This is a genomic window from Pseudonocardia bannensis (assembly GCF_012911875.1).
Lineage (GTDB): Bacteria > Actinomycetota > Actinomycetes > Mycobacteriales > Pseudonocardiaceae > Pseudonocardia > Pseudonocardia bannensis.
This window is the reverse complement of the sequence record NZ_JAAXKZ010000024.1, coordinates 40,042-54,060: the sequence shown is the minus strand read 5'-3', so window position 1 is coordinate 54,060 and position 14,019 is coordinate 40,042. Positions and strand designations below refer to the sequence as shown.

General features: G+C 73.7%; 12 protein-coding genes. 6 read left to right on the top strand and 6 right to left on the bottom strand.

The genetic code is table 11. The features are described from left to right. The 3 genes from HF519_RS09440 to HF519_RS09430 all read left to right on the top strand — a co-directional run. The coding region (locus HF519_RS09440; protein ID WP_211169769.1) for an NAD-glutamate dehydrogenase domain-containing protein at positions 1-1,418 on the top strand (1,418 nt) is incomplete at its 5' end. 35 nt (positions 1,419-1,453) lie between these two features. Further along, on the top strand, positions 1,454-1,876 hold the full coding sequence (locus HF519_RS09435) for an acyl-CoA thioesterase (RefSeq protein WP_169412238.1): 423 nt from the start codon (positions 1,454-1,456) through the stop codon (positions 1,874-1,876). Continuing rightward, positions 1,873-2,523 carry a DUF8185 domain-containing protein gene (locus tag HF519_RS09430; protein WP_169412237.1) on the top strand — a complete coding sequence of 217 codons (651 nt, stop codon included), beginning with the start codon at positions 1,873-1,875 and terminating at the stop codon, positions 2,521-2,523. Before HF519_RS09435 ends, HF519_RS09430 begins: the two co-directional genes overlap by 4 nt. A 21-nt stretch (positions 2,524-2,544) precedes the next feature. Here the strand turns inward: HF519_RS09430 and HF519_RS09425 are convergent, their stop codons facing one another. From HF519_RS09425 to HF519_RS09405, 5 genes are all read right to left on the bottom strand, one after another. Continuing rightward, complete coding sequence (locus HF519_RS09425) at positions 2,545-4,089, bottom strand: glycoside hydrolase family 13 protein (RefSeq protein WP_169412235.1); 1,545 nt, start codon at positions 4,087-4,089, stop codon at positions 2,545-2,547. A gap of 24 nt (positions 4,090-4,113) precedes the next feature. Beyond that, positions 4,114-4,497, bottom strand: coding sequence for a globin (locus tag HF519_RS09420; RefSeq protein WP_169412233.1), 384 nt, complete (start codon positions 4,495-4,497; stop codon positions 4,114-4,116). 7 nt (positions 4,498-4,504) lie between these two features. Continuing rightward, a complete protein-coding gene (locus tag HF519_RS09415) occupies positions 4,505-5,491 on the bottom strand; it encodes a mechanosensitive ion channel family protein (RefSeq protein ID WP_169412231.1) in 987 nt (328 codons plus the stop codon). Positions 5,492-5,514: 23 nt separating this feature from the next. Continuing rightward, positions 5,515-7,638 carry a prolyl oligopeptidase family serine peptidase gene (locus HF519_RS09410; RefSeq protein ID WP_169412229.1) on the bottom strand — a complete coding sequence of 708 codons (2,124 nt, stop codon included), beginning with the start codon at positions 7,636-7,638 and terminating at the stop codon, positions 5,515-5,517. 84 nt (positions 7,639-7,722) lie between these two features. After that, positions 7,723-8,382, bottom strand: a complete 660-nt coding sequence (locus HF519_RS09405; protein ID WP_312860010.1) for a pyridoxamine 5'-phosphate oxidase family protein — start codon at positions 8,380-8,382, stop codon at positions 7,723-7,725. Between the two features lie 71 nt (positions 8,383-8,453). Here HF519_RS09405 and pdxR point away from each other — a divergent pair, with 71 nt between their 5' ends. Next, positions 8,454-9,839 carry a MocR-like pyridoxine biosynthesis transcription factor PdxR gene (pdxR, locus tag HF519_RS09400; RefSeq protein ID WP_169412227.1) on the top strand — a complete coding sequence of 462 codons (1,386 nt, stop codon included), beginning with the start codon at positions 8,454-8,456 and terminating at the stop codon, positions 9,837-9,839. A gap of 156 nt (positions 9,840-9,995) precedes the next feature. Beyond that, entirely contained in the window at positions 9,996-11,429 is a 1,434-nt protein-coding gene (locus HF519_RS09395; RefSeq protein ID WP_169412225.1) for an FAD-binding oxidoreductase, read from the top strand. On the opposite strand, the gene HF519_RS32770 is transcribed toward HF519_RS09395, so the two are convergent. Further along, positions 11,401-12,417 (bottom strand): helix-turn-helix transcriptional regulator, encoded by a 1,017-nt coding sequence (locus tag HF519_RS32770; RefSeq protein ID WP_169412224.1) that lies wholly within the window; start codon positions 12,415-12,417, stop codon positions 11,401-11,403. The genes HF519_RS09395 and HF519_RS32770 overlap by 29 nt on opposite strands. Before the next feature lie 139 nt (positions 12,418-12,556). Here HF519_RS32770 and HF519_RS09385 point away from each other — a divergent pair, with 139 nt between their 5' ends. After that, positions 12,557-13,990: an amidase gene (locus HF519_RS09385; RefSeq protein ID WP_169412222.1), complete on the top strand. Its 1,434-nt coding sequence runs from the start codon at positions 12,557-12,559 to the stop codon at positions 13,988-13,990. Positions 13,991-14,019 lie beyond the last annotated feature (29 nt).

The following is a 14,019-nucleotide window of genomic DNA, read 5'->3' as shown; positions in this document are numbered from 1 at the left end:
GGTTGACCCAGCGGGGGCGGATCGAGTTCGCCCGGGGTGGGGGGCGGATCAACACCGACGCGTTGGACAACTCGGCCGGGGTGGACTGCTCGGACCACGAGGTGAATATCAAGATCCTGCTGGACCGGCTGGTCGCGGCCGGGGATCTCGACCGCGGTGGGCGGGAGGCGCTGCTGGTGGAGATGACCGAGGAGGTGGCGGATCTGGTGCTGGCCGACAACCGGGACCAGAACGCGGTGCTGGGTATCGCCCGCTCGCACGCCCCGGAGATGGTCCGGGTGCACGGGCGGATGGTCGCCGACCTGGTCGCCCGGACCGGGCTGGACCGGGAGCTGGAGGTGTTGCCCGACGAGGCGGGTTTCGCCGACCTGGCGGCGGCGGGTCTCGGGTTGACCAGCCCGGAGCTGGCCACCCTGCTCGCGCACGTCAAGCTCGACCTCACCCGGCGGTTGCTGGACACCGAGTTGCCGGACGTGCCGGCGTTCGCCGGCCGGCTCGCCGAGTACTTTCCCCGGCCGCTGCGTGAGCGGTTCCCGGCCGCCGTCGCGGGGCACCCGCTGCGGCGGGAGATCGTCACCACGATGCTGGTCAACGAGATGGTCGACGGGGCCGGGATCAGCTACGCCTTCCGGCTGGGTGAGGAGCTCGCGGCCGGGCCGGCCGACGCCGTGCGTGCCTACGCCGTGACCACCGCGGTGTTCGAGCTGCCCGCGCTGTGGGCCGCCGCCCGCTCGGTCGAGGTGCCGATCGCGGTCGCCGACCGGATCATCCTCGACTCGCGGCGGCTGCTCGACCGGGCCTCCCGCTGGTTCCTGACCAACCGTCCGCAACCCCTCGCGGTGGGCGCCGAGGCCGCGCGGTTCACTGCGACGGTACGGGCCCTGCGTTCGCAGCTCTCCGAGCTGCTGTGCGGCCGCGAGCGCGAGGCGGTGACCGCCGGGGCCGAGGCGCTGCAGGCGCAGGGCGCGCCGCCGGAGCTGGCTCGCCGTTCGGCCGAGCTGATGTACGCATACGGGCTCCTCGATGTCGTCGAGCTGACCGAGCTCTCCGAGCGTGATCGGGAACCGCGGGACGCGCGGGAGGTCGCCGAGCTGTACTACGCACTGTCCGAACACCTGGGCATCGACCTGGCGCTGACCTCCGTCACGGCGCTGCAGCGCGGTGACCGGTGGCACGGGCTGGCCCGGCTCGCGCTGCGGGACGACCTGTACGGGTCGCTGCGCGCGATCACGCTCGACACGCTGCGGGAGGCGGCGCCGGGCACACCGGCTGTCGAGGCCATTGCGCAGTGGGAGCGCGCCAACGCCTCACGGCTGGTGCGGGCGCGGGCGGCGCTGCACGAGATCGGCACGGCCGGCCAGCTCGACCTGGCGACGCTGTCGGTGGTGTCGCGGCAGCTGCGAGGCCTGGCTCGCTGATCGGTTGACGCCGGGCGTTTGAGAAGCTTTCCGGCGTGGCTCGCTACGTCGCGCAGGTCCCGCTGCGCTGGACCGACCAGGACTCCTACCGCCACCTCAACCACGCCCGGACGGTGACGTTGCTGGAGGAGGCCCGGATCGGCCTGTTCTTCGACGCCGCGGCGGGGGAGGGGATCACCGGATTCGCGGACGGGCTGCTCGTCGCCGGGCTGGAGGTCGACTACCGCCGGCAGATCCCGTACCGATCGAGCACGCTGCGGGTGTCGATGTGGGTGCACGAGGTGCGGGCCGCCTCGTTCTCGATCAGCTACGAGATGCACGACGGTCCCGGGGCGGACGACGCGGTCGCCGTCGGTGCCCGCACCCGGATGGCGTTGTTCGACCTCGACGCACAGCGCCCGCGCCGGCTGAGCCCGCCCGAGCGGGAGTTCCTGGAACGTTGGGCGGACGGAGCGTGACCGAGCTGCGGCTGTCCGATCCCACCGAGCGCGACGACCTCGGCGCCTTCACCGCGCGGGTGGTCCGGCTCGACCCGGTCGCGCTCGTGCGGCTGCGGGCCGCCCGGGACCGCGTGACGGCGTGGGCGGCGACGCCGTTCGACGTACTGGCCACCCGGTCGGTGCACGGCTCGCTCGAACCCGATGACGTCACCGTGCCGGCGTCCGGCCTGCTCACCGCGCTGGCCGTCGAGCGGTCCGAGTCGATCGACCCGGGGCCGGGCGGCGGGTTGTGGCAGGCCATGCTGCCGCCCGACGAGGGCTGGTCGATCGTCGACGACGTGCCCGCCGCCGAACTGGAGCGCCTCACCGAGCAGGGGCTGGCGCTGGCCCGCGAGCACAGCGGGCCGCTCGGACCGCCCGCGTCGCTGCTGGACCAGACGGTGCTGACCGTGAGCGCCGGGTCCGGCCCGGCGGTGAAGGTGCCGATGCGGTGTCTGTTCGCCCTGTCGGGGATGGGGTTCCTCGGTGGCGCCGACACCGGCGCCGGTGGCGGCGGCGAGCCGGTCGTGCGAGTCTCGGCCAGTGGGTCGTGGCTGCGGCTCGACGCCCGCTACGGCGCGGTCGTGCGCCGTCGCATCACGTCCCTGCCGCTGTTCACCGGCTGACCACCGCGCGAGCGGGCCGGGTCAGGCGAGCCAGGCGGCGGTGTCAGGGGGCAGCCGGCCGTCGTCGCACAGCGGCCCGCTGGTCAGCAGCACGTCACCCGGGGGGAGCGGCACCGGCTCGTCGGAGGTGTTGAGCGCGCACACCAGCGTCGAACCGGAACGCCGGAACGCCAGACAGCCGGGCGGGGCGCCGAACCACTCGACCCCGGAACCGGCGGACACCGCGTGCTCGTCGCGCAGCTCCAGTGCCCGCCGGAAGAACGACAGCGTGGAGTCGGTGTCCTCGATCTGCGCGGCCACCGTCAGCGCGGCCCAGTCGTCGGGCATCGGGAGCCACGGCTCGCCGGAGGTGAACCCGAAGCCCGGCCCGTCGCCCTCCCACGGCACGGGCACCCGGCAGGAGTCGCGACCCCGCTCGGTACGGCCCGAGCGTTCCCAGACCGGGTCCTGCAGTGCCCAGTCCGGCAGCTCGACGTCGGGCAGGCCGAGCTCCTCTCCGTTGTAGAGATAGACCACGCCGGGCAGCGCGAGCACCACCAGCGCCATCGCCCGCGCCCGGGCGAGCCCCAGGGCGCCGCCCCCGTAGCGGGTCACCGGCCGGGAGACGTCGTGGTTGGACAGCGTCCACGTGGGATGCGCGCCCACGCCCGCGACCGACTCCAGGGAGTGCTCGATCGCCTCCCGCACCTCGGCCGCGTCGAACGCGGTCTGCACCAGCCGGAAGTTGAACCCGAGGTGCAGCTCGTCGGGCCGCACATAGCGGGCGAACCGGTCGTCGTCGCGGACCCAGACCTCGCCGACCGCCATCCGCCCCGGGTAGTGGTCGAGCACGGCACGGATCATCCGGTGCACGTCGTGCACGCCCTCGTGGTCGAAGCGGGGGTCGTCGTCGGTGTGGGCCAGCAGCGCCGCCCCGGGCCCGGCGTGGTCCGGCAGGCCCTCCGGCTTGGACATGCCGTGCGCGACGTCGATGCGAAAGCCGTCGACACCGCGGTCGCACCAGAACCGCAGCGTCTTCTCCAGATCCGCCCAGACCTCCGGGTTGGTCCAGTTCAGGTCCGGCTGCTCGGCTGCGAACAGATGCAGGTACCACTCGCCGTCCGGCACCCGGGACCAGGCCGGGCCGCCGAAGACGCTGTGCCAGTTGTTCGGCGGTTCCGCGCCGTCCGGGCCGCGACCGGGCTTGAAGTGGTAGCGGGCCCGTTCCGGGCTGCCCGGCGCCGACTCCAGCGCGGCCCGGAACCACTCGTGCTCACTGGAGGAGTGGTTGGGCACGAGGTCGATGGTGACCCGGATGCCGTGCCGATGCGCCTCCTCGACCAGCGCATCGAAGGCGGCGAGGTTGCCGAACACCGGGTCGACGTCGCGTGGATCGGCCACGTCGTAGCCGTGATCGGTCATCGGCGAGCGGTAGAACGGGGTGAGCCACAGTGCGTCGACGCCCAGTAGCTCGAGATACCCCAGCCGGCTGCGGATGCCGTCCAGATCACCGACGCCGTCCCCGTCGGAGTCGGAGAAGCTGCGGACATAGACCTGGTAGAAGACCGCGTCCCGCCACCACCGCACGAGGGGCAATGTAGCCAAGCCCGGTCAGAACTCGGAGTTCACCATGCTCGCGGCGGCGTAGGTCAGGTAGTGCCAGAGCTGGTCGCGGTGTTCGGCGTCCAGACCGGCCTCGTCGACGGCGATCCTCATACAGCGCAGCCAGGCGTCCCGCTCGATGGGTCCGACCTTGAACGGCGCGTGCCGCATCCGCAGCCGCGGGTGGCCGCGCTGGTCGGAGTACGTGCGCGGGCCGCCCCAGTACTGCTCAAGGAACATCCGGAGCCGGTCCTCCGCCGGCCCCAGATCCTCCTCCGGGTAGAGCGGCCGGAGCACCTCGTCCTCGGCGACCTGCTCGTAGAAACGTGAGACGATCTTGCGGAAGACCGGGGCGCCGCCGACCTCGGCGTAGAAGTTCTGCGGGGTACTCACCCCTCCATCATCCCTTGCCCGCCGCGGTCGGGCTCGCACCGTCCACCGGCCGCGGGAAGATGAGCGGGCGGGGCATGCCGGCGTCGTCGAACGCGTCGGTGATGGCCGCGTTGAGCGCGCGCTGCACCGCCCACTGCCGGCCCGGGCTGACCCGCACGGTCAGCCGCAGGATCACGCCCTCGTTGGTCACCCGGTCCACGCCGAGCACCTCCGGCGGCTCCAGCACGTCGTCGGACAGGTCGTCGCGTTCCAGCCGCTCGCCCGCCGCCTTCGCGGCGATCTCGGAGGCTTCGCCGGTGTCCGCGGTATGCGCCAGCGGCACGTCGACCACGGCGACCGCGTAGCCCTGGCTCATGTTGCCGACCCGCAGGATCTCGCCGTTGCGGACGTACCAGACCGTGCCCTGCAGGTCGCGCACAGTGGTGATCCGCAGCCCGACCGCCTCGACGGTGCCGCTCGCATCGCCGAGGTCGACGATGTCACCGACCCCGTACTGGTCCTCCAGCAGCATGAACATGCCGGACAGGAAGTCACGGACGAGGTTCTGCGCACCGAAACCGATGGCCACACCCACGATCCCGGCCGAGGCGAGGATCGGGCCGAGCGCCACCCCGAACTCGGCGAGGATCATCACCGTCGCGATGAGCAGCACGACCGCCGAGGTGATCGACCGCAACACCGAGCCGATCGTGCGGGCCCGTTGTGACCGGCGCTGAGAGACCATCGGGGCGGCCCCGGGACGCCTCCGCTGCTGGATCCGGCTGCGCACCAGCCGGGACACGGCTCCGCTCGTCGCACCCTCGATGAGCCGGGTGATGGCCCGGTGGATCAGGTACCGCGCCAGCAGGGCCACGACCACGATCAGTGTGATCGCGAACGTCTTGCTCATGATCGTGTCGGCCGACTGCGCCAGGAAGTCGTTGTTGGTCCACTGGTAGAACCGCGCGCACCACGTTCCGGGATCCGCGGCGCAGACCGGCTGCTCGGGGGCCATGCTGTCCGGTTGGGCGAAAGGGATCACACGAGTTCCAATCCGGTGTGGGCAGCGAGGAAAGCGAGCTGGTCGACGGTCAGAGCGACGGTCCGCGACACCGAGCGCGTGCCGTGCCCGACGTCGGTCTCACGGCGCAGCAGGATCGGACGGGTGATGTCCCCGGAGGTGGCGTGCTGCAGCGCCGCGCACATCTTGCGGGCGTGCAGGGGATCGACCCGGGTGTCGGAGTCGAAGACGGTGAACAGCACGGCCGGGTACTCGGTGCCCGTGTGGACATGGTGATACGGCGAGTAGGACAGCAGCCAACCGAACTCGGTCGGATCGGCGGCGGTGCCGTACTCGTCGTTCCATGTCCGGCCCAGGGAGAACTCCTCGTAGCGGACCATGTCCAGCAGGGGGGCCGAGCAGACGACCGCGCGGTAGAGCGACGGGCGCTGGGTGAGCGCCGCGCCCACCAGCAGCCCGCCGTTGGAGCCGCCGATGATCGCGAGCTGGTCCGCCGTGGTGGTGCCGGAGGCGATGAGCGATTCGGCCGCGGCGTGCAGGTCGTCGAACACGTTCTGCTTGTTGCCGCGATTACCCGCCAGGTGCCACTCCTCGCCCTCCTCGCCGCCGCCGCGCAGCGAGACCAGCGCGTAGCTGCCGCCGGCGGCGACCCAGGCCAGGGCGGACGGGGTGTAGGCGGGCTCCCGGGCGATGCCGAAGCCGCCGTAACCGGTGACGAGCGTGGGACGTGCCTGCGGCGGGCCGCTCGGGGTGACCACGAACATCCGGACCGTGGTGCCGTCGGCCGAGGTGAACTCGCGCTGCTCGCTGTGGGTGGGCGGAACGACGACCGCCCCGGGTGCGGCGGTCTCGAGCACGGTCTCCATCGCCGTCAGGTCGAAGCGCAGGACCTGCGGCGGAGTGATCAGGTCGGTCCAGCCGATCCACACCTTCCCCCATTCACCGGGGGTGGCGAGGTCGGCGGTGGACAGGCCGGTGAGCGAACCGGTGCCGGGCAGCGGCACGGTGCCCCGGGGCGTCCCGTCGGTCGCGGTGTGCAGTGCGAGCTCGGCCACCGCGTGCCGGCTGCGGGCCAGGACCAGCAACGCGTCCGCCGGCTCCGTGGTGCCCGCCGGCTGCAACCAGCGGGCGCCGTCGAGCACCGAGTCGGGGTCCTCGGCCACCAGCTCGCGCCAGTGCTCCCGCTGCGGGGTGCGCGGGTCGGTGACGCAGAGCCGGAAACGCGGGGCTCCGTCGGTGGTGTGCAGGTAGAGCCGGCCGTCGCGGTCCACCCAGGCCGCGGCGCGGACGTCGTCGGCCTGGGTGAGGATCGGGGTCAGCTCCGGGGTCGACCCGCCCGGCGTGAGCTCGGCGATCCAGAGGCTGTCCCGGCGGGCGGTGCCGACGTTCGCGCTGACCAGCAACCAGCGCCCGTCCCGGGAGACCCGCACGCCGTAGTAGGTGTGGTCGCAGTAGAGGCCCGGACCGACGACGAGCTCGTCGTCCTCGTCGGCGGTGCCGATGCGGTGCCGCCAGACCCGTCGGTGGAAGTCCTCCTCACCGGGGCCGACCTCACCCGGCGCGACCTTGCGCACGTAGAACAGCTCCTCGCCGCCCGGCAACCACGCGACGTCGGAGTAGCGGCAGCGGTCGATCGGTCCGTCGACGGCGTCTCCCGTCGCCACGTCGAGCACGTGCAGGACCGAGTTCTCGTCACCGCCGACCGAGAGCTGGTAGGCCAGCCGCCGGCCCTCCAGGTCGGGGACCCAGGCGTCCAGCGTGGTGAGGCCGCTGGGGTCGATCCCCGTCGGGTTCAGCAGCACCCGCTCGGTGCCGTCCGGCTCGCGCACGTGCAGCACGGCATGCTCCTGGTCGGGCCGGCGGCGGGTGAAGAACGCCCGCCCGGCCCGCCACAGCGGGGCCGAGACCGAACCCGAGGCGAGCAGCTGCCGCACGGTGTCCGCCAGCCGGTCGCGTCCCGGGAGCCCGTCCAGGTGACCGCGGGCGAGCTCGTCCTGCGCGGCCGACCAGGAACGGGTGCGCGGGTCGTCGGGCTCCTCGAGCCAGCGGTAGGGATCGGCAACCGCGTGCCCGTGGACGTTCTCGACCAGATCGAGGCGCTCGGCCTCGGGGTAGCACGGCCGCGGGGGAGCAGGTCTCACGCAACCTGAGCGTAGTTCACCCGGTGCGGTGCTTTGGTGCCCGTCGCGAACAGTCGAGATGTCAGAGAGTGACCACAGCGGACTTCAGCGAGTAACGACGTGTGGCGGCGCCGGGACGTCCGAGGCCAGGCGCGGGCACGGCTCCGGAGCGCCGAACACCGTACGCACCGGCAGCACCCCGGCCCACCGGCCGCCGGCGGCCACGTCCTCCTCGTCGTCGGCGGGTGGGCCGGTGCGGACCTTGACGCTGGCCTCGGCGAGGTCGACGGCCAGCACCGCGGTGGCGGCGAGCTCCCGGCGGGTGGGCAGCCGGGCGTGTCCCCAGGATCCGGGGGAGAGCTGCTCGACGATCGCCCGCAGCGCGGCGAGCCGCTCGTCGTCGTCGGTCACGGCGCGGGTGACGCCGTGCACCACCGCACTGCGGTAGTTCATCGAGTGGCTGAACACCGAGCGCGCGTACACGACGCCGTCGACATGGGTCACGGTCAGGCAGACCGGGACGGCCTGCCCGGCGGCCTGCAGGTAGCGCGCTCCCGTCGATCCGTGCAGGTAGACGGTGTCGCCGATGCGGCCGTACCCGGTGGGCAGGACGACGGGTGCGCCGTCGACCACCAGGCCGAGGTGGCACACGAGCCCGGCGTCGAGCACCGCGTACAGGTCGGCGCGGTCGGTGCGGGCCCGCTCGCGGTGCCGGCCGACGGAGCTGCGGGAGGTCGGGGACAGCGGAGCTGCGGTCGTCGTCACGCGTGTCAGGGTGCGGGATCCAGTGGCATCCTGGGAGAGCCAATCCGCATCGAATCTGAGAGGCCGTTTCGGTGGACGTCCCGGACATCCCGCCGATCGTGCTCGACCGCGACGGCGCCGCCCCGCTGGGCGTGCAGCTCGCGGCGGCGCTGCGGTCGGCGGCGGCGAGCGGAGTGCTGCGGGCCGGGGACCGGTTGCCCTCGACCCGCTCGCTCGCCGCGACGCTGGGCCTCAGCCGGACGGTGACGGCCGCGGCCTACGAACAACTGCTGGCCGAGGGCTGGGTGACGGGCCGGACCGGGTCGGGCACGTTCGTCACGGCCGTCCCGGCGGTCACGGCGCCGGCGGCGGGTCCACCACCCACCGTGCCCGCCCCGGTCTCCGCCGCGCTGATCGACCTGCGGCCGGGGACACCGTGCGTCGAGGTGCTGGACCGCTCCGCGTGGCGGCGGGCCTGGCGGGCCGCCGCCGACGCCGTGCCGGACGCGGAGCCCAGGCCGGAGGGGCTGCCCGAGTTCGGGGCCGCGGTCGTCGAGCACCTGCTGCGGCACCGCGGGCTGCCGGCCCGCCCGGCCGAGGTCCTCGGCACCGCGGGCAGCACGGCCGCGATCGCCGAGCTGGCCCGTACCCTGCCGCGGGGCGCGCGGGTGGCCGTCGAGGAACCCGGATACCGGCGGGCGGCGCGGGCGCTGGCCGAAGCCGGGTTGGAGATCGTCCCCGCCCGGGTGGACGCGCGCGGTCTCGTGGTCGACGCGCTGCCGGCCGGGACGGCCGCCGTCTACTGCACTCCGGCCCACCAGTTCCCCCTGGGCGGGCGGCTGCCGGCCGCGCGGCGGATGGCGCTGGTGGAGCGGGCCCGGGCCGAGGGATTCCTGATCATCGAGGACGACTACGACGGCGAGCTGCGCTACGACGTCGCCCCGCTGCCGCTGCTCGCCGCGCTGGGGCCCGACGTGGTCGTCCATCTCGGCACGGCGAGCAAGCTGCTCACCCCGACCCTCGGGACGGGGTGGCTGGTCGGCCCACCCGCGGTGCGCGCCGCGGTCCTCGACCACCGCGATCGCACCGGCTCCCGGCCGTCCCCGGCCGGCCAGCGGGTGTTCGCCGCCATCGCCGCGCACGGCGATCTGGCCCGCCACCTGCGCCGCCTGCGCCGCGAGCTCGCGGGGCGTCGCACGGCCGTCGCCGCCGCGATCGGCGCGGTGGGTCACGCGGTGACCGGTGACGCCGCGGGGGCGCACGTCGTCGTCCCGCTGGTCGATGCGGCCGCCGAGCGTGCGGTCATCGCGGCGGCGGCCGACCGTGGCATCGCGCTGGACGGACTCGCCCGCCACCACGGGTGGGATCATCCCCGGGTCGCCGGCCTGGTGCTCGGCTACGCCGGCCCCGGCCGCGCCGATCTCGCACGCGCGCTGCCCGTGGTCGCGGACGTCCTCGCCGCGCACCCCCCCCGCTGAGCAGGGCCGGTCGGCAGGCCGGCGAAGGGCCGAACGGCGGCTGTGGGCCCATCCGACCCGGAGTAACCTCGCCCGCTCGCTGTGCCCCGAGCCCGCCGGTGAACCGGACGGGCCATCCGGTGTTCCCGCAGCACCCCCACGGGAGGTAACCCGACGATGACCATCACGCTCACCGGCGTCGACGGCGCCAGCAGGCAGTTGACCGACGAGGCCGTGGAGGCCCTGCGAGCAGGATTGCGCGGTTCCCTGCTGGACCGGCCGCTCGACCCCGAGCAGGAGCCGCGGCCCGCCTGGAACCCGATGCACGACGGCCGGGCCGCCCTCACCGCGCGCTGCAGCGGCACGGCGGACGTCGTCGACGCCGTGCGGTTCGCCCGGGAGCACGGCCTGCTCGTCGCCGTGCGGGGCGGTGGTCACTCCGTCTCCGGGCTGTCCACCGTCTCCGACGGCCTGCTCATCGACCTCTCCGCGATGAACGGCGTCCAGGTGGACCCGCTCCGCCGACTCGCCCACGTGCAGGGCGGTGCGCTGTGGGGGGACGTCGACCGCGAGACGCAGGTGATCGGGCTGGCCACCCCCGGTGGCGTCGTCTCCGACACCGGCGTCGCCGGGCTCACCCTGGGCGGCGGCTACGGGTGGCTGCGGCGCCGGTACGGGCTGTCGAGCGACAACCTCGTGGAGGCGCAGGTGGTGTGTGCCGACGGGACCGTTCGGACGGCGTCGGCGGACAGCGAACCGGACCTGTTCTGGGCGCTGCGCGGCGGCGGCGGCAACTTCGGGGTCGTCACGTCCTTCACGTTCCGGCTGCACCCGGTGGGCCCGATCGTCGCCTTCGCGGCGCCGTTCTACCCGCTGGAAGATCTGCGGCAGATCCTGGAGGGCTGGCGCGACTACACCGCGACCGCGCCCGACGACGTCACCTCGGTCGTGCTGACCATCACCTTCCCCGCAGTACCCGGCATGCCCGAGGTGATCCACGACCGGCGGGTCGCGATCGTCGGCGGGGTGTACGCGGGAGACCCGGATCGCGGTGCCGAGGTCCTGGCCCCGCTGCGGGAACTCGCCACCCCGTTGTTCGACATGTCCGGGCCGACGCCCTTCACCGCGGTGCAGTCCGGCTTCGACGCCTTCTTCCCGCGGCAGACGCTGCGCTCGTACTGGAAGTCGCAGTACCTCGACAGCCTGTCCGACGAGGCGATCGCGGCCATCGACGCGGCCGCGCAGGACCGGCCGGCACCGATCACGCTGGTCAACACGTTCCACATGGGCGGCGCGCTCAGCGCGGTCGACCCGGAGTCCACCGCCTTCGCCCAGCGGCAGCCGCCCTACATGGTCTCGATCGACGGCATGTGGACCGATCCCGACCAGGACCGCTCGATCGTGTCGTGGGTGCGGTCGCGCTGGGATGAGGTCCGCAAGCACGGCACCGGCGCGGTGTACCTGAACTTCACCGGCCTGGACGACGAGCCGGTGCGCGCCGGGACGGACACCGCCTTCGGGCGCAACCTGCTGCGGCTGGGGCAGGTGAAGGCACAGTACGACCCGACGAACCTGTTCCAGGTCAACAACAACGTGACCCCGGCGTCCTGACCGGCCGGCCTCGGACCAGCAGGCCCAGCCGAGTGGCCAACCGCGCGGCGGCCGCCCGGTTGGGGCAGCCGGTCTTGGCCAGCACGTGCTCGACATGCGTGGCGACGGTCCGCGGTGAGACCCGCAGCGCGCGGGCCGTCTCGGCATTGGTCCGGCCGCGGGACACCGCGTCGAGCACCTCGAGCTCACGGGGGGTCAGGCCGAACGGCGGATCGGCCGTGCGGTGCAGGACGACGACACCGTGCGCGCCGCCGCACAGGCTCACCGCCAGCAGATCGGTGCCGAGCAGCACGAGCAGGGCTCCCGGCGGTTCCCGGCCGGCCAGCAGGTCGTCGAGCAGCGGGCGCAGCGGGGAGCCGGGCGCCGCGAGCTCCGGCCGGGCGCCCCCGGACAGCGCCACCGTCCGTGCGGCCGCCGTGACGAGAATCCCCTCGGTGCGGCCGTCGGCCAGCGCCCCGGTCGCGGGAACCGCCGCGGGCAACGGGTCCAGGGTCGCGGCGAGGTCGTCGGCGAGCAGGTCGAGCAGCGCGACCGCGTCGTCGTCGGGATGGCGGCGGTCCATCGTGCTGGCGTTGAGCATGCCGAGGTACCGGCCGTCACGGGCGAACAGGCACTGGGTGAGCCCGTCGGCGAACCCGAGCGGCTCGATGACCGTCTCGAAGATCTCCCCGCGGCGCCGGGGCCGCGGGATGTCGCGCACCCGCAACGGGCCGCCGTTGCGGTGCACCTCGGCGAACAGCGGGTCGGCGTGCATCCGGGTGTCGAGGAACCGCAGTACCGCCGCCGGGTAGCCGATGCCGGCCAGGGTGACGTGCCGGCAGGCCACCGGGTCCCAGCGGGCGAAGGCGGCGCAGTCGTAGGGCAGGACGCCGTGCAGGGTCTCGAGCGCCGTGCAGAGCACACCGGTCGGGCCGGTCGCCGGACGGCGGCTGCGGCGCAGGAAGCCACGCAGCTCACGCGCGGTCTGCAGTCGTGTGTCCGGCGTCACTGCGCCGACGTTACGGGTCGTGCGGATGCGCACAAGGGGCCGTCCGGATGCACATCGGTTGATCGGCCGATGTCGGCGCGCGGGGTGCCGCCTATCGTCGCCGCGCCCTGGCCGCCCGGTCGGAGCGCGAGGAGGAACCATGCGGGTCGACGAGTACGCCGCGCACGACGCCACGGGCCTGGCGGAGCTCATCCGGAACGGTGCGGTCTCGGCCGGGGAGGTGCAGGCCGCCGCGGCCGCCGCGCTCGACGCGGTGCAGCCGAAACTCAACGCGCTGGTGGACAAGCGGTTCACCGAGCCGCTGGCACACAACGCGGACGGTCCGTTCGGCGGCGTGCCCTTCGCGATCAAGGACCTGATCATCCATGCGGCCGGTGTCCCGCAGCGGGCCGGTACCCGGCTGCTCGGCGAGGGGATCGTGATGCCCGAGGACACCTACCTGATGGCGCGCTTCCGCGCGGCGGGCCTGGCCACGATGGGCGTCACCGCGACCCCGGAGATGGGGTTCAACGCGAACACCGAGCCGGTGGCGAACGGGTCGACGCGCAACCCGTGGGACACCGAACGCAGTCCTGGCGGGTCCAGCGGCGGCTCGGCCGCGCTCGTGGCGGCCGGGGCGCTGCCGGTGGCGTCGGCCAGCGACGGCGGCGGCTCGATCCGCATCCCGGCCGGGGCCTGCGGGCTCGTCGGGCTGAAGCCGACGCGTGGCCGGACCACGGTCGGCCCGGACTATGCCGATCCGCTGCTGGGCCTCGGTATCGAGTTCGTGCTGACCCGCACGGTGCGTGACTGCGCGGCGTTGCTGGACGCCGTGCACGGCGCCGAGCCGGGCGACCGCTACCTGCTGCCCGCCCCGGTGCGCCCCTACGCCGAGGAGGTGCGCGCCGGTAGCCCGCGGTTGCGCGTCGCCGTCAGCACCACCCCGTCCTCGGGGCCCGGGTCCACCGATCAGCAGTGCGTCGACGCCGTGCGCCGCGTCGCCGACCAGCTGGAGTCGATGGGCCACCTGGTGGTCGAGGCCGCGCCCGCCGTCGACGCCGAGCAGTTCGACGCCGCGAACCTGGTGGCCTGGTGCAGCTTCCTCGCCGACGCGGTGGACACGCTCGCCGCGGCGCTGGGCGCCACACCCGGACCGGACACCCTCGAGGCGACGACGCTGGCCTGCGCCGAGCACGGCCGGACGCTGCGCGCGTCCGACCTCTACGCCACCGACCGGGTGTTCAACGCGACCACCCGCGCGGTCGCCGCGTTCTTCACCGAGCACGACGTGCTGCTCACGCCGACCGCGTGCGCCCCGAACACGCCGCTCGGGTACCTGAACGCGAACGACCCGACGCTGGACGCGCGTGGCTGGTACGAGCGCATCTTCTCCTTCGCCGGGTTCACCGGGGTCGCCAACGTGACCGGGATGCCGGCGGTCTCGCTGCCCCTGGGGTGGTCGGCCGAGGGCTGGCCGATCGGCGTGCAGTTCGGAACGGGGCTGGGGCGCGAGTCGGTACTCCTCGCGCTGGCCGGCGATCTCGAGCGGGCGATCGGCTGGGCGGACCGCCGGCCGGCGGTCTGGGTCGGCTGACCTCTCGATCATCTCCGGCGGCTCGGGCA